The 21621-nt window shown below is 26.2% G+C and carries 17 protein-coding genes and 1 pseudogene; all 18 read right to left on the bottom strand.

The genetic code is table 4. The features are described 5' to 3' along the window. Positions 1–10: 10 nt before the first annotated feature. Positions 11–745 (bottom strand): segregation and condensation protein A, encoded by a 735-nt coding sequence (locus NPX79_RS03195; RefSeq protein WP_381414994.1) that lies wholly within the window; start codon positions 743–745, stop codon positions 11–13. Then, a complete protein-coding gene (locus NPX79_RS03190; protein ID WP_381414993.1) occupies positions 745–2055 on the bottom strand; it encodes a thymidine phosphorylase in 1311 nt (436 codons plus the stop codon). Before NPX79_RS03190 ends, NPX79_RS03195 begins: the two co-directional genes overlap by 1 nt. Positions 2056–2074: 19 nt before the next feature. Further along, entirely contained in the window at positions 2075–2875 is an 801-nt protein-coding gene (locus NPX79_RS03185; protein ID WP_381414992.1) for a lysophospholipid acyltransferase family protein, read from the bottom strand. Continuing rightward, a complete protein-coding gene (locus NPX79_RS03180) occupies positions 2876–3361 on the bottom strand; it encodes a dihydrofolate reductase (protein ID WP_381414991.1) in 486 nt (161 codons plus the stop codon). It abuts the gene before it with no gap. After that, complete coding sequence (gene thyA / locus NPX79_RS03175; RefSeq protein ID WP_381414990.1) at positions 3361–4230, bottom strand: thymidylate synthase; 870 nt, start codon at positions 4228–4230, stop codon at positions 3361–3363. Before thyA ends, NPX79_RS03180 begins: the two co-directional genes overlap by 1 nt. 15 nt (positions 4231–4245) lie before the next feature. Next, positions 4246–5181, bottom strand: coding sequence for a methionyl-tRNA formyltransferase (gene fmt, locus NPX79_RS03170; protein WP_381414989.1), 936 nt, complete (start codon positions 5179–5181; stop codon positions 4246–4248). 5 nt (positions 5182–5186) lie between these two features. Further along, positions 5187–7136 carry a DUF2779 domain-containing protein gene (locus NPX79_RS03165; protein WP_381414988.1) on the bottom strand — a complete coding sequence of 650 codons (1950 nt, stop codon included), beginning with the start codon at positions 7134–7136 and terminating at the stop codon, positions 5187–5189. A gap of 76 nt (positions 7137–7212) precedes the next feature. Next, positions 7213–7500 (bottom strand): 50S ribosomal protein L27, encoded by a 288-nt coding sequence (gene rpmA / locus NPX79_RS03160; RefSeq protein ID WP_381414987.1) that lies wholly within the window; start codon positions 7498–7500, stop codon positions 7213–7215. Next, positions 7493–7816: a ribosomal-processing cysteine protease Prp gene (locus NPX79_RS03155; RefSeq protein WP_381414986.1), complete on the bottom strand. Its 324-nt coding sequence runs from the start codon at positions 7814–7816 to the stop codon at positions 7493–7495. Before NPX79_RS03155 ends, rpmA begins: the two co-directional genes overlap by 8 nt. Positions 7817–8175: 359 nt before the next feature. Continuing rightward, positions 8176–8472, bottom strand: a pseudogene (gene rplU / locus NPX79_RS03150) (50S ribosomal protein L21); the annotation flags it as partial. A 112-nt stretch (positions 8473–8584) separates the two neighbouring features. After that, positions 8585–9829, bottom strand: a complete 1245-nt coding sequence (locus NPX79_RS03145) for a hypothetical protein (RefSeq protein ID WP_381414985.1) — start codon at positions 9827–9829, stop codon at positions 8585–8587. A 236-nt stretch (positions 9830–10065) separates the two neighbouring features. Beyond that, the gene (locus NPX79_RS03140) at positions 10066–10842 is read right to left on the bottom strand and encodes an NYN domain-containing protein (RefSeq protein WP_381414984.1); all 777 of its coding nucleotides are present in this window, start codon (positions 10840–10842) and stop codon (positions 10066–10068) included. A 103-nt stretch (positions 10843–10945) separates the two neighbouring features. Further along, positions 10946–12310, bottom strand: coding sequence for a Sapep family Mn(2+)-dependent dipeptidase (locus NPX79_RS03135; protein WP_381414983.1), 1365 nt, complete (start codon positions 12308–12310; stop codon positions 10946–10948). A gap of 130 nt (positions 12311–12440) precedes the next feature. Continuing rightward, positions 12441–14300 (bottom strand): AbgT family transporter, encoded by a 1860-nt coding sequence (locus NPX79_RS03130; protein WP_381414982.1) that lies wholly within the window; start codon positions 14298–14300, stop codon positions 12441–12443. A 195-nt stretch (positions 14301–14495) separates the two neighbouring features. Next, entirely contained in the window at positions 14496–14861 is a 366-nt protein-coding gene (locus NPX79_RS03125; protein ID WP_381414981.1) for a hypothetical protein, read from the bottom strand. A 17-nt stretch (positions 14862–14878) separates the two neighbouring features. Continuing rightward, on the bottom strand, positions 14879–16291 hold the full coding sequence (locus NPX79_RS03120) for an NADP-dependent glyceraldehyde-3-phosphate dehydrogenase (RefSeq protein ID WP_381415488.1): 1413 nt from the start codon (positions 16289–16291) through the stop codon (positions 14879–14881). Between the two features lie 83 nt (positions 16292–16374). Continuing rightward, positions 16375–17697: a methylenetetrahydrofolate--tRNA-(uracil(54)-C(5))-methyltransferase (FADH(2)-oxidizing) TrmFO gene (gene trmFO, locus NPX79_RS03115; protein WP_381414980.1), complete on the bottom strand. Its 1323-nt coding sequence runs from the start codon at positions 17695–17697 to the stop codon at positions 16375–16377. Further along, positions 17690–20314: a valine--tRNA ligase gene (locus tag NPX79_RS03110; protein WP_381414979.1), complete on the bottom strand. Its 2625-nt coding sequence runs from the start codon at positions 20312–20314 to the stop codon at positions 17690–17692. Before NPX79_RS03110 ends, trmFO begins: the two co-directional genes overlap by 8 nt. Positions 20315–21621 lie beyond the last annotated feature (1307 nt).

Genomic DNA, 21621 nt, shown 5'->3' with positions numbered 1-21621 from the left:
TTTTAACATTTTAATTTTCCTTATTATCTATGAAAGTTATTTTAATATCATCTTTAACATTATCTTGTTGCAATGTAACTTGCGCTTTTTTAACTAAATCCAAAATTGCTACAAAGCAAGTTATTAACATTTTTTTATTATAACCAAAATTTTCAACAATTGATATTAAAGAGGTTTTCTTTTTAGTTCTACTTATTAAAAAATTAATAATTTTACCCGAAGTTTCTTCTAATGAATATTCTTTAATTACAACATTTGTTTCTTTTGGCTCTTTATACTCTAGTCTTTCAAAAACTTGCATCATTGCTGATATCAAATTATCAATGTTATCTTTTTCTAATAAAATATTTTTTTTAACTTTAACATTTGTTTCTGGTTTTCCTAGAAATAAGCTACTTGCGGTATATTTTTCTTTTAACTTAACTGCAACTTTTTTTATTTTTTTATATTCTAATAATTTTTGAATTAAATCATTTCTAATTTCATCTTCAGTTTTTTCATCCATTTCAACTTTTTCTTTTGGAATTAAAAGTTTTGATTTAACTTCTAATAAATATGACGCCATATATAAATACTCAACAGCTATATCCATGTTTAATTTTTGTTGATTTGAAACAATTTCTAAATATTGTGTTGTTAACTCTAAAAGATCAACATCAAAAATGTTGATCTTTTTTTCTTTAATTAAATTTAAAAGTAAATCTAAAGGTCCGGAAAAATTATCTAAATTAATATTATAAGCCATTACTTAATCACCTTATAAATAAGCGGTTCTTTTATGGGTTTTTTTTGANNAACAATCTTATGAGTATTTGTAATAAAATTAACTATTTCATCTGTTATTTTTTTATTCGAATAAATTGTTATTAATGTTTCCCCAGCTTTAACTGACTCTCCATTTTTTTTATTTAAATAAATCCCACTATCATGATCAATTTTTTCTTCTTTTGTGTTTCGACCAGCACCAATTTTTACAGCAGCTAGCCCTAAATTATTCGCGTCAATAATATTCATATAACCATTAGTTTCAGCTTTGATTTCGTGTTTGTATGTTGTATTCAACATATCATCTAAATCTTTATAATTTAGAATAGAAATATCGCCACCTTGAGCCTTAATTCATTTCTTAAAAAAATGTAATGGTTCATTTGTTTTTAATTTATTTACACAAGCTTCATAAGCTTTATCAAAATCATCGAAAACTTTTGCTTGCAATAAGCTTAAAGCAACAGATTCACAAACAATATCTAATAGGTCTTCATCACCATTATTTGTTAAACAACTAATAACTTCATAAATTTCTATTTTATTTCCAATAGCTCTTCCAAGCGGTTGGGACATATTTGTAATTTCTGCTGCAATAACTTTATTAAATTTTTTACCAATATTTATCATATAATTTGCTAAAACTTCTGCTTCTTCAATTGTTTTAATAAAAGCCCCTTGGCCACATTTAATATCTAAAATAATTCCATCAGAACCTGTCGCAATTTTTTTACACATGATACTTGCAGCAATTAAAGGAATTGAGTTAACAGTTCCGGTAACATCTCTTAAAGCATATAATTTTTTATCAGCGGGTACAATGTTGTCGCTTTGTGCAATAATTGAAATATTAGTTTCATTAACGATTCTTACAAATTCATTAAATGGCAACTCTACTTTAAAATTAGGAAAACTTTCTAATTTATCAACAGTTCCCCCAGTTTGCCCTAAACCTCTTCCTGACATTTTAGCAACCTTTAAACCAAAACTAGCAGCTAATGGTGCATATATTAAACTTACTTTATCACCAATTCCACCAGAAGAATGTTTATCAACTTTAAATCCTTTGATTTTAGAAAGATCATATGTTTCACCAGAATTTATCATGGCATCTACAATATAGTTAATTTCATCTTTATCCATACTATTAAAATATACAGCCATTAAAAAAGCAGACATTTGATAATCTGGAATTAAATTTTTAGTATAACCATCAATCACAAACTTTATTTCATTTTGCGATAACTGAATATTATTTTTNTTCTTTTCAATAATATCTAAAATTCTCATATATATTCCTTAATTAAAACTATATTACATTTTCTTTTGTTTTATCTTTAACGTTTACTTTATATTTTTTGTATTCTTTACCATTGTTTTTATCTTGATATCTATCAATCCCTTTTTGAATTGAAGATTTTACAATATTAGCTATAAATTTTGTATCTTTTTCAATAAATTTAGATGGTTTTAGTGGTTCATTAAACACAACAGTAATATATTTTTTACCACTTTTTTTAAAGTTTTTGTTTTTAATTTTATAAGAATCAATAATACTTACAGGAATAATCGGACAATGTGCTTTTTGAGCAATCTTAAAAGTTCCAGAATGAAACTCACCCATTTCTTGTGTGTGACTTCTTGTTCCTTCTGGAAACACAACCATTGATCTTGGCACTCTAATTAATTCGTTAGCTTGTTGGATAACTTCCATTGCTTGACGAGGATTTTTACGATCTAATAATAAAACATCAATCAAATGAATAAAACGTCGATATAATCTACTATCATTTAATTCTTTTTTNGCAATAAAGGCACAAGGTGATGTTTTTTCAAAGTTATTAAGTGCAAAAATAATAAGTGGATCAACATTTGATTGATGATTAGCAATAACTAAACAACCTTTGTCCAATCAATTTTTTTCATCGTGCACAATTAACTTAATATTCATTAATCACAAAATATATCTTGCTCTTTTTTGCAATCAAATATATCTAAACTCTTCTGTAATATAGTTTGGATCTTTTGCTATTTTTTTNGTCATACTTCTAGATTTTAAAAACAATCTAACAAATCTAGGTAATGTTATTAATATTTTAAATAAGTTCATTTACTTTTTTACCTTTCGTTTATATATAAAAACGTCAAAACTATCGTGTTTTTCAAAAATATCCTTTGTAAAAATATTTTCATCTATTTCAAACATAAAAGTATCTGCTTCAAACTTCCCTTTTATCTTTGACAAATAAATAACATCTACAAAATCATAAAACAATTTGTATATATTTAATCCACCACAAATATAAATATCATTATCCACGTTTTTATAGTAATCACTTATAATTTTATCAATATTATTAATAATCACAACATTTTTATTGTTAAAATCGTAGTTATTTTTTTGTTTAGTTAAAACAAAGATTTTTCTATCTTCTAAATGTTTAGGAATTGATTCATATGTTTTTCTACCAAATAGTATATTTTGATTTAAAGTCATTTTTTTAAAAAAAGCTAATTCCTCTTTAATGTGTCAGGGTAAATTGTTATTTAAACCCAGTTCATTATTTTCTCCAACAGCCAATATAAAATAAATCATTAAACTGCTACATCTCCTTTGATGTGCGGGTGTGGGTTATAATTTTCAATAACAAAGTCATCATAATTAATATCTTCAATCGAACTTCACTCACCCCTAATTACAAGCTTTGGTAGTTTTCTTGGTTTACGTTTAATTTGTAGTTTAACTTGTGGTATATGATTTTCATAAATATGAGCATCACCAATGGTGTGAACAAAAGTCCCTGGTTTTAAATTAGTTAATTTTGCAATTATATATGTTAATAAAGCGTAACTAGCAATATTAAAAGGTATTCCTAAAAATACATCCCCACTTCTTTGATATAATTGGCAATCTAAAAAACCATCTTTTGTTACATAAAATTGAATAAATGTATGACATGGTGGTAAGGCCATATCTTTAACTTCTTTTGGATTTCAAGCTGATATTATTAATCTTCTAGAAAAGGGATTTTTTTTAATATCTTCAATTAAATTTTTTACTTGATCGACCCCATTAAAATCTCGTCATTGTTTTCCATAAATTGGACCTAAATTACCAAATTTTTTAGCAAAAGATGTATCAGTTTTAACTTTATCAACAAATTCCTTAATTGTTTCATTATTATATTCATTAGTTTTTGTAAAATTCTCGTAGGCTCATTCATTTCAAATACGCACATTATTATCAACAAGATATTTAATATTTGTATCTCCTTTTAAAAATCATAACAATTCATGTAAAACAGATTTTAAATGTAATTTTTTTGTTGTTAATAATGGAAATTCATCTTTTAAATTATATTTAGCTTGGTGTCCAAAGATTGATATAGTTTTAATGTTTGTACGGTTATCTTTTAATTCTCCATTTTTTAAGATTTTTTTAATCAATTTATGATATTCTTTCACAACTTTTCCCTTTCTTTATGTAAATTTTTTACCTATTTCAAAAATATTATTTTTATAAAATTGTTTAATATTTTGTAACTTTTGTCCTTCTTTTTTAACGTCTGTCAAAAGAACGCTTCCTTGTTTACAAGCAATTTGTACGCCATTTTTTGATATATTTAATATTATTCCAGGTTCATTATATTCATTAAAATCATCTTCGTTAATTTCAGCACCTAATATTTGTCATGTTTTATTTTCATAAAATGAAAATGAAATTGGTTCTGGAATATAACCTCTAATTTGATTATAAACATCTAAAGAAGAATTATTTCAATTAATTTGCCTCTCTTCTTTTGTAATATTTAATGCAAAACTAACTTTTGTTTCGTCTTGCTTTGATTTGTTATTTGGATCTTTTAATATTTCTATTAAGTGTTTGTCTAGCATATTTATTGATAGAGTAATTAATTTATCTCTTAAAGTTTCAAAATTGTCATTAATTTCAATATTAATTGCTTCTTGCACAAACACATCTCCAGCATCCATTTTTTTAACCATTTCCATTAACGAGATCCCTGTTGTTTTTTCTCCATAAACAATTGACTTATGAATAGGTGCACCACCTCTTAATTTCGGAAGTAAAGATGCATGAATATTTAAAGCCACTATTTTTGGAAGCTTTAAGATACTTTCTGGGATAAATTGTCCGTAAGCACACGTTATTAATAAATCAAAGTTTAGTTGATCCAATTCTTCATAAATATCTTTGATCTTATTAGGTTGAAAAATTTTCAAGTTATTTTCGACAGAATATTTTTTAACTGGAGAAAAAATAATTTCTTTTTTACGCCCTACTTGTTTATCAGGTTGAGTTATTACACAAACAATATTTATATCATTTCTTTCTTTTAAATAATTTAATACTTTTTTAGCAAAAATGGGTGTTCCCAAAAATACAACATTATACATTCTACTTACCTTTTGCTTTCTTTTATTATTTCTCTAACAGCTTGATATATTACAATCATAGCTAATGTGTCTCTATTACAATATTTTAACATTTCTTTATATAAAAAATTATCTCACATTTTAATTGTTATATTATTTTCAACTCTTCTTCTAAAAATTTCAGAAGCCATATCACCTTTACGAATAGTTAAATCATTATAAGAAAAATTAGCGTCAAAAGCTGGTTGAGTTTTTTTTATAGATTTTGATCCATAAAATTCTGGTTTATATATTAGAAAATTTTTAAAAAAGTCCATCAAATCTTCAACATCATCAACTATTAAAGCAAAGAATTCTTTTGCTTTTAAAAATGTTGCTTTATCTTTTTCAGAAAGATATTTTTTAAATTTAATAATGTTGTCAATATAGTCTATCATTTCNCACAATACATTTTTTTCAAAACTACTGTTATAAGCAATATAACTTCCAACACCATATGCATTTAAATCTTTATATAATTTTAAAATTAAATAATATCGTGGATCTTCATTACCAGAAGCTAGATAAGCAAAATGTTTTAAAGTTTCTTCATTTTTGTAATCATAATTATCATCTAAAATAATGTGTACTGAGTACTGGAATGGAACTTGTTGATATGAATATGAAAAATCAAATTTAGGAACAGCTGATTTCATTGTTTCAAAATCTAACATATAAATTGGATGTTTATAAGAATGATATATTTCTTTAATAATTGGAACATTTTTGTGTTCCAGAACCTTTTCAAGTTTATTAATAACATTTACTTGCCTTTTTTGATCATCTGAAAGCTCAATTGGTTGTTTATTAGATTTCGCTTGATTAAATTTAATATTTGAATTTAATCCTACTAATGACTCCACATTTTCTTCATGTAACAAAAGCATTTGTTTACCCATACCACGATACAATTCAAATACATGAAAGTGTTCTCCTAAATATTTTGTAAAATGTTTGCAATAACCGTAATTAAATCTAGTTAATGGTGCGTTATTTAAACATGATTTGTTTGTTAGAAAACTAACTACTTTTTTTGTATCTTTTATTTCTAAAATTTTCATTAAATTATTTAAATCATCTTCTATAGAATTTTCACCAACAATATTTTTGTCATTAAAACTTCCATCATAAAGAGCTTTAGCAAAATCTAATAATGTAACATTTTCTTTTTGATAAGTATTAAATGCAAAAAGAACATTAAAATCAATGTCACCCATTCGAAGATAACTTGAATCCAGTAGCATTAAAGAAATTTTACTTATTTTATAACCCAACTTTGTCAAAACAAAATATTGGTACGCTATATCATATGCTTGCTTTTTATCTTTCTCACTTGTATAAGTTTTGGGAACTCTTTCTGTTTTATTTTTCATTTTAGTGTGTGTTGAAGCTTTAACTTCAATTAAATGAAATGTTCCATCTTTTTGTCTTTCAAGAATATCACATTTAGTAATAAAATTTTCATAAACAAATGCAGGCTCAAAGAAATAATTATATGCTTTATTTTCAATTAAAGTTTTTGTTTTTTTAATCGCTTCTTTTTGTGAATAAACATCTAAATCAATATAGTTACCATATCTCATAAAATATTCACGAGCTAATTGACCAACTTCATTTCCATCTTGAATTTGTTCTCCCGGATAATCAGGAAGAGTATTTTCAGTTTTGTTTGATATTTCAAAAGCACTTTCATCATCTTTAAAAGTTGTTTCAATAGAATTATTAAATAACTTTTTATTTTCTTCAATATTTTGAGGTGAAAAATTGATTGAAATATCAGAATCTGAATCAAAGTTTTGTAATTCTAACTTTTGTAATTGAACTTCTTTTTGTTGAATTAAGTCATTAACTTGTAAAAAATTTTCTTTATTAAACATAGCAAAAGCATTTTTACTACAAATTTTAAACCTTTTATAATCTTCTTTTCTAATTATCATATTATCCCCAATTACATCTTTTAATAATTTTAAATTATATTAACAAAAATGTTAATAAAAATAAAAAAAACGCTTTTTAGCGTTCTTTGTATACTGAAACTCTTTTTCTATTTTTGTCAAAAGATTCATATTTTACAAATCCATCAATTAATGAGAATAAAGTGTCATCTCCACCTCTTCCAACATTAGTTCCTGGATGTATTTTAGTACCTCTTTGTCTAAAAATTATAGCTCCCGCTTTTGCAACTTGACCATCACCTAGTTTTGCTCCAAGTCTTTTTGAATGTGAATCACGACCATTTCTAGTAGAACCCACTCCTTTTTTTGAAGCAAATAATTGTAATCCTAATTGAAAATTAAACATTTTGTTCCTCCTGAAAATTTACATATTTTTTATATTGTATGTAAATATTTTTTAATTGATAATAAATGGTTTCCATTATAATTAAAGCCTTATTATCAAGTTTGATATTATTAATATTGATTTCAATTAAAGCGTCAGACACTTTATAAGAAAACCTATTGTTAAAAGCATTATCTAATGCGGTTAATCCCCCAGTTACAATGGCAGTTACACCGGCGCAAACAAGATCTTTTCCAGCAACATCAAATTCAGCATGCCCTTTTACTATAAGTTTTGTATAAGAATCTTTTTCTTTTTTAAAATTAATATTTATCATGATTATTTTGCTGAAGAATCAGATTTTGCTGTAGTTTTTTTAGCAGCTGTAGTTTTAGTTGCTGTAGTTTTTTTAGCAGCTGTAGTTTTAGTTGCTGTTGTTGCTTTAGCTGTTGTTGCTTTAGCTGTTGTTGCTTTAGCTGTTGTTGCTTTAGCTGTTGTTGCTTTAGCTGTTGTTGCTTTAGCTGTTGTTGCTTTAGCTGTTGTTGCTTTAGCTGTTGTTGCTTTAGCTGTTGTTGTTTTAGCTGTTGTTGTTTTAGCTGTTGTTGTTTTAGCTGTTGTTGTTTTAGCTGTTGTTGCTTTAGCTGTTGTTGCTTTAGCTGTTGTTGCTTTTTCAACATCTTTTGCTGCTAATTTATTTGAACCAATTTGTTCAATCATAATTTTTGTATATGGTTGACGATGACCATATTTTTTATGATAGTTTTTCTTTGGTTTATATTTATAAACAACTATTTTCTTTTCTTTACCTTGTTTTAAAACTTTTCCAGTAACTTTAACACCTTTAATAAAAGGTGTTCCAAATTTACCATCAGCCATTAAAACTTCTTCGAAAGTTACAACATCCCCTTCTTGAGCATTTAATTTTTCGACATATATTTCTTGTCCAAGAGAAACTTTAAGTTGTTTCCCTCCTGTTTTTATAATTGCAAACATTTTTTCCTCCGATTATACTCGCCTTAAAAGTAGATAAGTGTTCCATATCCTTTAGAAACTTTTAAAAAAGAGCGGTTGAATCGTTCAACCATAATTAATTATACATCTTTTTTTAATAAATTGTACATAAATAAAGAATAAAGTTGTTATATTTAACAGCTTTATTCTTCTTTTTTTCTATATCAGGTATGGGTTTTTTAAACTTTGAGTCTAAATATTTTTGAATATAACTACTAAAAGTTAATACAGTTAATCCAGCAAATATTAAAGTTGCTCATATTCAATAAAACCATGGAATTGCTGAAATATTAATATCACTTAAAAAGGCGTTACCTATCATTTGTAAAATTGGTGTCCATAAAAGCATTGTTAGTAATGCTGATAATGTAAAAGTACCATTTGTCTTTTTAACAGATTTATAGAAAAAGACCCTAGCCACAGCGTTAGCCATTCCTGCTAAAAACAACATTATAACTTCAACTGGTTTTGAACCAAATGTTTTCCCTAAAACATTTCAACCAAAAGTAATGTTTTGGCCATCAATCAATGATGCTAGCGGTGTCACAATTACCAACATTAAGATAGTTCCTGTAAACCCTTTTAATGTAATAAGTTCTTTTGTTGTTAAAGCATGAACCTTTTTAGTATTTATTAAATAATCACCAACAACACCTTCAAGAGCATACAATAAAGCTCCCGCTAATCCTAATGCCATTCCGATAAATAGATTTGTTATATTAATATCACTAACAAAAATATAATTTAAAATCATTCCCACTGTAAATAATGTTGTAAATAAAATGGCTACAAGTGATACATTTGTTAATTTATCTTTAAACAATATTCTTGCTGCTAATAAACAGTATATTGGTGCTGTATTTAAGATTGAATTTGATAACTCACTACTATTGTTTAAAAAAGGTATTGCCACCATTAAGAAAGCCATCGAGATTGGCCCCGATAACAATCCAACAAACATCATAATTCAACTAGATTTATAACGCATATTGCCCACTAAATCTTTAATAGATTTTATAATCCCATAAATAAAAGCGAAAATAAGAATTCCTATTCCCGAAAAAATTAATATAACAAATAACTTGTCTTTCTCTTTAAACCTTTTAATACCTTTTTCAAAACCATATAAAAATACCGTTAAAATTCAAGACATAAATTCTTGAAATATTGCAATAATAAATGCAAAAATAAATGCCGTACTTGGATCCACAGTAAAAAAGAAAATAAATAATGGCGATAAAGAATAAAAGAATCCGGCTGATATTCCAAAGAAATTTCCAAAAATAATATCTTTTGATTTATATGATCTGTTTAATTGAAAAGTTGCTGTGTTTTCCATAATAACCCTTCTAATAAAAACTATAAAAAATATAAAAAAAATAAAAAAATAATTGATAGCATCAAAAAATTTAATTATAAATTTGTAAATAGTAATTATTTAAATAATAAATAAACATATGTTTATTTGAAAAGAAAGTTGTATATAACAACTACACATAAATATATTACTATAAATTAGCTTTAATTAAAAGGTTTATAAAAATAAATTATAAAATTTATAATTAATATTATAATTTACTTTTGCTTAATATATAAAGTCTGTCCTTCTTCATAAAATTCATAATTTGCCTTTAAATTGTTTTTAAAAAATAAAGATGGCTTACTATTTGAAGCACCATAATTTTTAGGGTTAAAATCAGGCACTTTTGAATAAATATTTTCAATTAATAATGAAAACTGAATAAAACCCTTATCGTTTTTTTCATTGTTATTAAATATTTCTTTAATAATATTTAATAACTGTTGTCTTAAACGTTGTTTTTCAGTGTTAGCTTTTTGTTTTTTAATAGTTTCTTCTTGTGCTTTTTTAGGGTTTTGTTCTTCAATACCATTAGTTTGTTCTTCAACAGCTTCTGCAATTATATCCACACTAATATATCTGTGACAAAGTTTTTTATAATCTTCATTAGTTTTTTTACCTAATCCAGCACCAATTACTACTTTATTTCTTTGTTTAATTTTTTTAATTATTGGAGCAAAATCAGAATCACTTGATGCTATACAAAAACAATCAATATAGTCACGGTTTAAAAGTTCCATTGTATCTAAAGCAATTCTAATATCAACAGCATTCTTACTAGATGTTAATGAAGGCTCAACAATAAAATCATTTATCCCATATTTTTTTCCTTTATTAGCAATGTTAGTGTCTTTTGCATTTGCATAAAATGCCCCTTTATAAATGACATTACCCATTTCTTCTAGTTCTTCAAATAAAATATTTAAATATTTATCATTATTAAAATTATCAAAGTCAATTAACAAAGCAATTGTTTTATTTTTTATTTCCATAAATCCCTTTCAACTTGAATAAGTTAAGTGTATATACAAAGTTTAACTTAATAAAATAAAAAAAATATAACTAAATGTTATATTTTTAAGATTATATAATAAATTATTTTTTAATAGTTAATAACGGAATTGCTTTAGCGTAGATTTCAAACATTCTTTTTAAGTTATCTAATGAAATATGTTCATTGTAAGCGTGCATTGTTGTATTTTCTCAATCAAATTCTGCTCCAAAAGCTACACAGTTTGGCATAGATCTAGCATATGTTCCCCCACCAATCGCTAATGGTTCTGCTTTCATATCTCCAGTTACTTCACGATATACATCCATAATGTTTGTAATCAATGGTGATTCTTTATCCATAAATATTGGTGGTTCTCAATCCATTTCTTTAATTGTTAACCCATATTCTGCAAAGGCTTTTTCCATTGTTTTTAATGTTTTATTTTTATCAGCTTTAACGGGCACTCTTAAATTCATGCAAAGTCTTGAACCCTTGCTATCAATTTCCATAATTCCGTTGTTTACAGATAAATCTCCAGAAACATCAGAAATATTTGGGAATATTTTAGAAAAACTAAAATCTTGTCATAAGTGATCTTTAACAAATTTTGTTAACTTAGAACGATTAGCAGCTGATGCTTCTTCAATTGCATATAGTGCAGCTAACCCAGCATTAACACCTTTGTGAGGCATACTACCATGAGCAGCTATCCCTTTTACTGTTAATGATGTGTCGCTGTTGATGATGTTTTCAATTTTCATTTCATCTAATTTTTTAGCAATTAACTTAACATCTGTTCCTGTATATTCAACAACATCTGCAATATTATTATAAGCTTCTCCACCAATTAAAGTAAATTTTTGCCCTTCTAAAAAGAAGTCCATATCCAAAATACCTTTTTCAGCATAAACAACCGGAAATTCTCCATCTGGTGTATAACCTAAAGCTGGATGCCCTTCTTTTTTCATATATGTTCTAATAGAATCTCAATCTGTTTCTTCAGTTAAACCAAAAATAAGTCTTATTTTATAATCTGGTGTAAACTTTAAGTCTTTTAAATATTTTAAAGCATAAAGATTCAAAATTGTTGGTCCTTTATCATCGAATGTTCCTCTACCAATTAATTTTCCATCCATTATTTGTGGTTCAAATGGTTTAGTTTTTCATTTTGTAATATCTCCAACCGGAACAACATCTAAGTGACCTAAAATTGCAAAAATTTCATCCCCACTTCCATATTCTACAAAACCATATTTATTTTCTTTATCAATGTAAGTGTCAAACCCTAAACTTTTAGCTAAATTAATTGCATAGTGTAAAGCATCATTAACATTTTTTCCATAAGGAAATTCTCCGTCTTTTTCTCCTCTTACTGATGGAATTTTTACTATATCTGTAATTGAACTAATTGCTTGGTCAAAATACTTTTCGATTAATTCTTTTGTATTTATTGTTACTTTTTTCATAATATATACCTCTTTTAAATTTATTTTAAATTTGTATTATTTATTTTGATATTATCATAAATTTTATAATTTTTTTATAAGAAAAACAACTATTATATAAAATAGTTGTTTAAGTAATATAGATTTTAACTTATATAGAATTAATATTCATAGTATTTAGTTGCGGTAACTGTAACATACTTTGATACTCTGGAACAATTGAAAACTGTTCGTTTATCGCTGTTTTGTTTAATGAATTTCCAATGTATGAAAATGCATGTAACATTGTTGCTGCATTTGCTTGAGCTGTTTCAGTTGCACCTGGTGCATCAATCCCAAATGGAATACCTAATGCAAATCAAATTAAGAATGCAGATGTACTTGTTACAAAGAAGAATAGTGAGTAAGGAGCCATTGTTGACATTAATGACCCAATTCCGAATTGTTTTTTATCTTCTTTTTTTAATCATTCCTGACAATATACCAACACTAATGGGAAGTATGTCATAACCGGAGAAATAATGTTTGTAGAACTATCCCCCACACGATATGCCATCATAATTGCTGATGGTGCAATTCCAGCTTGCTCTAAAGCAGCTAAGAAAATTGGTCCAATAATAAATCATTTAGCTGACAATGATCCCATGAACATGTTAATAATTGCTACAACCACAACGAATAAGAATAATGATGCTACTGGATCTAAATTAGCAGCTCCAGCTCCAATAAAGTAAGCTAGTACCATATCCATTTTACTCATTGATAATGCATTAACAAATTGCGCTAATACAACAAAAATAATTAATGTAATTGCTGATCTTTTAATTGCAAAAGTTAAAGCATTAATAACGTCTTTACCTGATTTAAAATTCTTAGAAGCAAATCCAAATGATATTCCTAACCCTAAGAATAAAAAGGCGATAATTAATACTAAGTGACTTAAAATATCGTATTTTGAAGCTGCAGCAGCTGCTAGCTTAACTGCTTCTTCATGTTCTTTACCAGCTGCTAAAAATTTAGCTAGTAGTCCATCTTCAATATTTGAATAGAAAGGAGCACTGAATGGTCCTCCAGGAATTGCCATCATTAAAACTATTCCTGTTAAATAAATTGTGACAAATCCTAAAACAAATCACATTCCTTTACGTTCTAATTTTGTTAATTTATATTTTTTTGACTTACCTTCAGATTCAATTGCAATATCAGCATCTGCGTCAATTTTTCATCTTGCATTAATTCTTTTATCAACAATCTTTTCAGTAACGAATCAACCAGCTGATGTATAAACTAAAATTAAAAACATTGTAAAGTATCAGTTAGAAAGAACTGTAAAGACTTCTTTTCCTAAAAAATCATTACCTGAACTTGCTAATAAAGCTTCACTTGAGGCAGGAATAATGTTAGCTGCAAAACCAGCTGAAACCCCCGCAAACATTGCTACCATTCCTGTTAATGGGTGTCTTCCAGCTTTTTGAAATAATACCCCCGCTAATGGAATTAATATAATATAACCAGCATCTGAAGCAACAGAAGATATAGTCCCCATCGCAATTACTGTTGGTGTTAATATTTTACTTGAAACAGATGATACCATTTTTTTCAAAGATACATCGATTAATCCTGATTTTTCAGCTGTTGTTGTACATAACACAGTTATTAGCACAACTCCAACAGTTGAAAGACCTGTAAAGTTAGTTATAAAGTTTGATAATCATCAAATTATTGACTCTCCGCTAAACATATTTGTAAATTTAGCTACATATTCATCTTGCTTTTCCCCATCAGCATAAACGTCGTATAGTTTAACACCATTAGGAATTGCAAAAGATAAAATTGTTGAAACTACCATCACTATTAATGTTAAAATAATGAACATATAAAATGGATGAGGCAGTTTATTTCCCACTTTTTCAATTCCATTTAGTGTTTTGTTTCCAGCTTTTCCGAAAGCTGAACCAATTTTTTTACCAAATGAAACGTGAGAAGAATCTTTTACAGATTTATTTTTCATAAATATTCTCCCTTCTAAATCAATATAAACACAAAATAATTTCTTCTCAGAAATTACCTCAATTAAATTTTTTATGATTTGCTCTTACTTAAATGAATAAAATACATTTAATATATTTAAAAAATATACTATTATAATAACACATTATTTTATAATATTAATAAATAATTAAACAAATTCATAAAAAAAAGCGTATTAACGCTTTTTATTTATCTTTTTTTCTTTATATAAAACTATTATATGTTTTGTTAAATTAAGTTCTGAAATTAATTGATTCAACAAACCCTTAATCTCTAATAAAACTAAATAAAGGTTTAGTTCTTCAATTTTAAACTTATATTTTAGTTCGTCAACTTCTTTTTGAATAAGTTTAATTTGTTCGCTAATATCTTCATGATCTTCAAAAACAGCTCTTACATTTGCTTGTGCTCTTTCTCTTAAATCACTTAAATCCAGAAAAGCATTTTTAATTTTTGCTAATAAAATATTTTGTTTATCTTCAATTTTACTAATTTGAATTTGTTTTATGTTGTTACTTTCTTTGTTGCTTAATTTAGACATATTTTTTCGCTTTGTAATTAATAATTAATTACAATTCCTTTTAACCTTGTAACTGATTTTAAAGTTTCGCCAATCCCTTGTACACCAAGACCAGAATCTTTAACCCCTAAGAATGGAAAGTTATCAGGACCTCTTTGTGGTTTTCCATTAAGATTAACTGTTCCTACATTTAGTTGTTTGGCAACTTTAATCGCTTGGCTTATGTTATTTGAAAATAAACTTGCTTGTAATCCAAAGTTAGATTTATTAGTAATTTCAATCATTTCTTCGACAGATTTACATTTAATAATTGGTAATATTGGACCAAATGGTTCTTCTCATGCAATTTTCATATCTAAACTTACATTTGAAATAAGTGTTGGGTAAAATAAATTACCTTTACGTGCTTTCCCAGTTTCAATTGTTGCGCCTTTAGCTTTAGCATCACTTACTAATTCATCTAAATATTCAGCTGTTTTAATATCAATTACAGGAATAATTACTGACCCATCGACAGGTGATCCTACAGATAATTTATTAACTTTATCTTTTAATAATTTTATAATTTTGTCATAATCTTTTTCTAAAACTAAAACTCTTTTAATACCAGTACATCTTTGCCCAGAATAAGAGAATGCTCCACCAATGATTTCTGATGAAATTTTTTCTAAGTCTCCATCAATAATAATTGCCGGGTCTTTTCCACCCAACTCTAATATTAAATCTTTTCCTTTAGCTAATTCTTTAATTCTATTTCCAACAGGTACTGAACCAGTAAAAGAAATTAAATTAATTTCTGGATTTTTAATTAATTCATCACCGATAACACTTCCCCTACCAGTAACACAATTAAATACACCAGCAGGTAAACCTGCTTCTAAGCTAAGTTGTGACATAAATGTTCCAACAATACTTCCACTTGTAGCTGGTTTAAAAACAACAGTATTCCCAGCAATTAAACTTGGAGCTATTTTTGCCATTGATAGATTAATAGGATAATTAAATGGTGAAATTGCTAAAATAACACCTTTTGCTATACGGTCAAAAATTCCATATTTATTTTTTACATTCATACCATCACCAGTATAAATTTCAGGGTACATTCTTTTTGCTTCTTCAATTGTGTAATCAATATACTCAATTGTACGATCAACTTCTGTTAATGAATCTTTTAGCGGTTTTGCAATTTCTTTTATCATAATGTTTGCAATATGTTCTCTGTTTTTTATTATTAATTCTTTTCATTTGTTCATATATTTTATACGATCAAATAATGTTAAATCTTCTCAGTTCTTTTGTGAATCACGAGCACTTTTAAATGCCATACTAATTTCTTTAACACCTAATTCAGGTACTTCTCCACAAACCTTCAGGTCAACCGGTGAAGTAATTTGTATTTTATTTTTACTATTAATAGATTTACCATTAATTACACATTCATAGTTAAACATTTTAATACCTCATCTTTCTTTGGTTTTATTATACACCCATATAGAACCTTACATGTTAATTTAAAGGAAAAATATTAGTTAATTTATACTAGATTTAGAAAATTTTTAATATCTTTTATTGCTCTTTCGCTATAAAAAATATATTTTTCTTCTTTTGATTTAAATCTAAAATTAGCTGATGGAATTATTCCAAAATTAGCTTTCATTGGTTGAAAGTTATCAGGATTGGCATTTCTTATATAATGAATTAATGAACCTGTCATTGTATTTATTGGCATTTTTTTTTGANNTTCTTTTTCATTAAATCTATTGATTATATTTTGAGCTACATATAAACCTGTAGCAGCCGATTCCACATAACCTTCAACTCCAGTTATTTGGCCTGCAAAATAAATATTATCATTAGAATTTAGTTGCAAAAAATCATTTAATAAAATTGGTGTGTTGATAAAATTGTTTTTATGAATAACACCATAACGAACAATGTTAGCATTTTCTAATCCCGGAATCATTTGAATGATCCTTTTTTGTTCTGGAAATTTTAAATTTGTTTGAAAGCCCACTATATTATATAAACTAGCCATAACATTGTCTTGCCTTAACTGAACAACTGCAAATGGTTTATTATTAACATCTTGGGCTAATCCTACAGGTTTCATAGGTCCGAATAATAATGACTTTTCTCCTTTTTTAGCCATTACTTCAAAAGGCATACAACCTTCAAAATAAATTGCCTTTTCAAAATCTTTTAGAGCTACTGTTTTCGCATTAACAACTTCTTTATATCATAGGTTATACTCTTCTTTAGTCATAGGGCAATTTATATAATCTGCACTATCGCCTTTATCATATCTTGATTTATAATAAGCTTTTTCAAAATTAATACTTTCTTTTGTAATAATTGGTGCTGCAGCATCAAAAAAGTAAAAATATTCTTTACCTAAAATATTTTGCAATGAATTTGATAATTTATCAGAAGTTAATGGCCCTGTAGCGATTACAACAATTTTATTATTATGAATATTTTTATCATATACAAAATCTTCTTCAATTAAAGTTATGTTTTTGTGATTAATAATTTCTTTTGTAATAAAATTTGAAAATTGTTCGCGATCTACAGCTAGAGCACCTCCTGCCGGAACTTGAGTTTTTTTTGCAGCTTTTATAACTAAAGAATTTTGCAACTCCATTTCGTATTTTAATAGGCCGACCCCATTAGTTAAACTATTAGAACGTAAAGAATTTGAACAAACTAATTCTGCAAATCCATCATGCCTTTGTACTTCATTTCTATTAATTCGTTTTTTTTCATACAAAAAAACTTTAATATTGTTTTGAGCTAATTTATAAGCTATTTCTACACCCGATAAACCAGCCCCAACAACTATTACCTCTTTTTTATTCATAACTTTTTAATTTCTTTAAAGCTATTTTATGTTCTTCTTGATATTTATTATATTTTTCAAGTTCTTGCGCCTTTTTAGCTTCATTAGCTTTTTTCATAAAGTTTTCATTATTTAAAATATTTTTTGAACGATTTATTTCTTGTTCTAAATACTTAATTTGTTTTTTTAAAATTTCCATGTTTTTTGCGTCTATATTAGACCCAATATTTGCAAACTCTAATATCATTTCTTCGAAAGGTAATTCTAATGAATTAGCTTGTTTATTAAAATCCTTTGTTATATCCACTAAATCAACATTAGTTAAATGCTTTAAATAATTACTAAACAAGTCTTTGTTAAGTTTACTTGCTTGCTTAACTTTAATTGTTAATGTTAACGGTGTTGTAAACTTTATTTCTTCTTTGTTTCTAAAATCTCTAATTTTTGAAATTATTTTTCATATTGTTTCAATACTATTGTTATTCAAACTAATAGTGGTTTTTTCAAAATTATAAGTTTGATTTCACAAGAAATCTTTTTTATTTTTATTAACAAATAAAAATAACTCTTCTGTAACAAAGGGCATAAATGGATGCATTAGTTTTAATAATTCCTTTAGTGAAAATTTTAACACAGATAATTCCAAGTTTTTATTTTCACATTTTTGTAAATTAACTTTTGTTAACTCAATGTACAATGAACAAAAATCATCTCAAACAAATTTATAAAGTTTTGCTCCTAAAATAGCGAACTCATATTTTGTATAAAGAGCTTTTATTTCATTTTTTAAAGTTTGAATTTTATTTAAAATTCATTTTGATAAATCCGATAAATCATTTTTCATTTTAAAAATATCATTTTCTAAATTAACGGTTTCATTATCTAATGTTTCTACAATATATCTTGTCGCATTTCATATTTTATTAATAAAGTTTCAAGATTGTTTCATTTTGTCATCTGAAAATCTTAAATCTTGACCTGGAGAACTACTTGTTACTAAAAATCATCTTAAAGCATCAGAACCGAATTCTTCTATAACATCCATTGGATCTATTCCATTACCTTTTGATTTGCTCATTTTTTGATTATCTTTGTCTCGAATAAGCCCATGAATAAGAACATCTTTAAATGGTTTTTGATCTGCAAACTCTAATGATTGAAACATCATACGCGATACTCAAAAAAATAAGATATCATAACCAGTTACCAAAACATCTACAGGAAATCTTTTTGAAGTTATTTTGTTTTTAGTAAAATCAAAATCTGTTGTCACTAATGGTCATAAGGCAGAAGAAAATCATGTATCTAATACATCTTCATCTTGAACTCAATCATCACTTTTTGGTTTATTTTCTCCAACATAAATTTCTCCTGTTTTTGAATTATAAAAAGCTGGAATTTGGTGACCCCATCATAACTGTCTTGATATACATCAATCCTGAATATTTTCCATTCACTCTAATAGCTTTGTATCAAATCTGTTAGGGAAAAAATTTACATTATCATCATTTTTTTGAATTTTAATAACTTCATTTGCTAAAACATCCATTTTTACAAATCATTGATCAGATAACATTGGTTCAACAATAGCGTTACTTCTTTCAGAAAAACCTACTTGGTGAACTATCTCATCTATTTTCACAACTAAATCTTTATCTTTTAAATCCTTAACTAAGTTTTTTCTACAATCCAAACGATCTTGTCCCTGATATTGTTGAGCCAAATTATTCATGATTCCTTTTTTATCCATGCAAATTGGCATTTCAAGATTGTGCCTTTTACCAATTTCAAAATCATTAAAATCATGAGCTGGCGTACATTTCATAACACCAGTCCCAAAATTAACATCCACATAGCGATCAGATATTATTGGTATTTCTTTACCGTTTGCTGGATTTATAACTTTAGAATTTAACAAATATTGATAACGATCATCATCTGGATTAACAACTAAACATTGATCACCAAACATAGTTTCTGGTCTTGTAGTTGCAACTGTTAAATAGTCATTTGAACCAACTATATTATATTTAAAGTAATACATTTTACCATTTACATCTTGGTGATTTACTTCTATGTTTGATAAAGCTGTTTCTTGTAAAGGGTCCCAAGAAATTACTCTTTTACCCTTATAAATAATTCCTTTATTATATAAAGAAATAAATACTTTATTAACAGCTTCTGAAAAATTATCATTCAAAGTAAAATGTTCATTTTTATAATCTAATGATAAACCTAGCTTAGCTCATTGTTCTTTTATCACTTGTCCATATTCATTTTTTCATTCTCAAACTTTATCAACAAAATTTTTGCGACCTAAATCAAATCTGCTGATCCCGTCTTTACGCAATCTTTCTTCCACTTTAGCTTGTGTAGCAATACCGGCGTGGTCCATTCCAGGAATAAATGAAACATCATAACCTTCAAGTTTTTTGTTTCTTATTAAAACATCTTGTAAATAACCATCTCATGCATGACCCAAGTGAAGTTTACCAGTAACATTTGGTGGAGGAATCACTATTGTATATTTTTTATTTTTATTTGTGTTTTTTTTATTAGAAGCAGAAAAAATTTGATTTTCTAATCAAATATCATATTTATTTTTTTCTATAATTTTGTGATTATATTTTTTTTCCATCTTTACCTACTTAAATTTTTCTTCATAAATTATTTGTAAATTATTTAAAGCATTACCTTTAATATAATTTAATTCATTTAATGATAAGTGACAGCTATTTCTAACATCATCTCATAAATGATTATCTGTAAATGTTCTATTTAAAAAGTTAATTTTGTCCACATTACGTAGTAATAAAGTTTTTATTTCAAAAGAATCTAAATTAGAAATAATAATTTTGTTAAATAATGTTTTAGAAGTTATTTCAAAAGAATTAAAAAAGTTTCTTAATTCTGTTACATATTCAAGTTTTCAATTTGGATTTGGAGAATAAACATAATCCTTAAATTCAAAAATATGCATTTTTTGATTTATTTCTCAATAGAAATTTACAATTTCCTTTAAATTAGTTGATTCTCAACGAATATTNTTCTTTTTAATATAAAAGTTGTTTTCAATAAAAACACCTAAAACATTTAACATCACGCTTTGAATAACTTTTGGTAAGTTGTCATAAAATTTGTTTTGTGATTTATTTTTAATTATTGCATCATAAAATAAATTATAATCTAAAATGAATTTATATTTCATTCTATTCATTAAGAAGTTTTCATAAACAATTCTATATAATTTTTTATCGGCATTTTCAATTCCTTGTTTAAGTAAATTTAAAAAATTTACTTCATTTAAAGGTGAATCAATAATATAGTTAACAAAAAACTTTTTAATAGCTAATCATTGTTGTGGTCCTAAATATGATGATTGGAAAAAATATTTTTTAAGTTCCGCTTTAGACATCTTACTTCATAAATCATCTTCACTAGAAATATTTTTAACAATATTTATATTTTCTATGTTGTCATCGATAATTTGATCTAGCTCAAACTTTTCTTCTTCAATTTCTGGCATATTGTTAGATGCAGAAATAGCAACTTCTTTAGAAATAAAATTAGGAACTAAATTAGGAAATTTTGTAGAAATAATGTTTTCATTAACACCATCAAAAAATTCATCTCCACTTTCATTGTCAAACACTTTATAATCATCAGTTACATTAAATAGATTTTTTATAAATTTATCATAAATATTTTCTAACTCATCATCGTTTATACTTTTATAATCAATAGTTTTTGCTTTTGGTTTCTTTGGTTGAGTAGTTTTTGAAGTTGTTTTTTTAGTTACAACACCATCTTTCTTAACTTCTGCTTTTTCAGATATATTTGTTTCTTCTAATTTAACTTCTTTAATAACCGAATCTAATTGTTTGGTGCTTTTAACAATACTTTCTTTTTCTTTTTTATTTGCAAAAAGATCTTGGGATGGTGAAA

Source organism: Spiroplasma endosymbiont of Anurida maritima, from assembly GCF_042465095.1.
Lineage (GTDB): Bacteria > Bacillota_I > Bacilli_A > Mycoplasmatales > Mycoplasmataceae.
The sequence above is the reverse complement of the archived record's forward strand: the minus strand, read 5'-3'. Positions and strand labels throughout refer to the sequence as shown.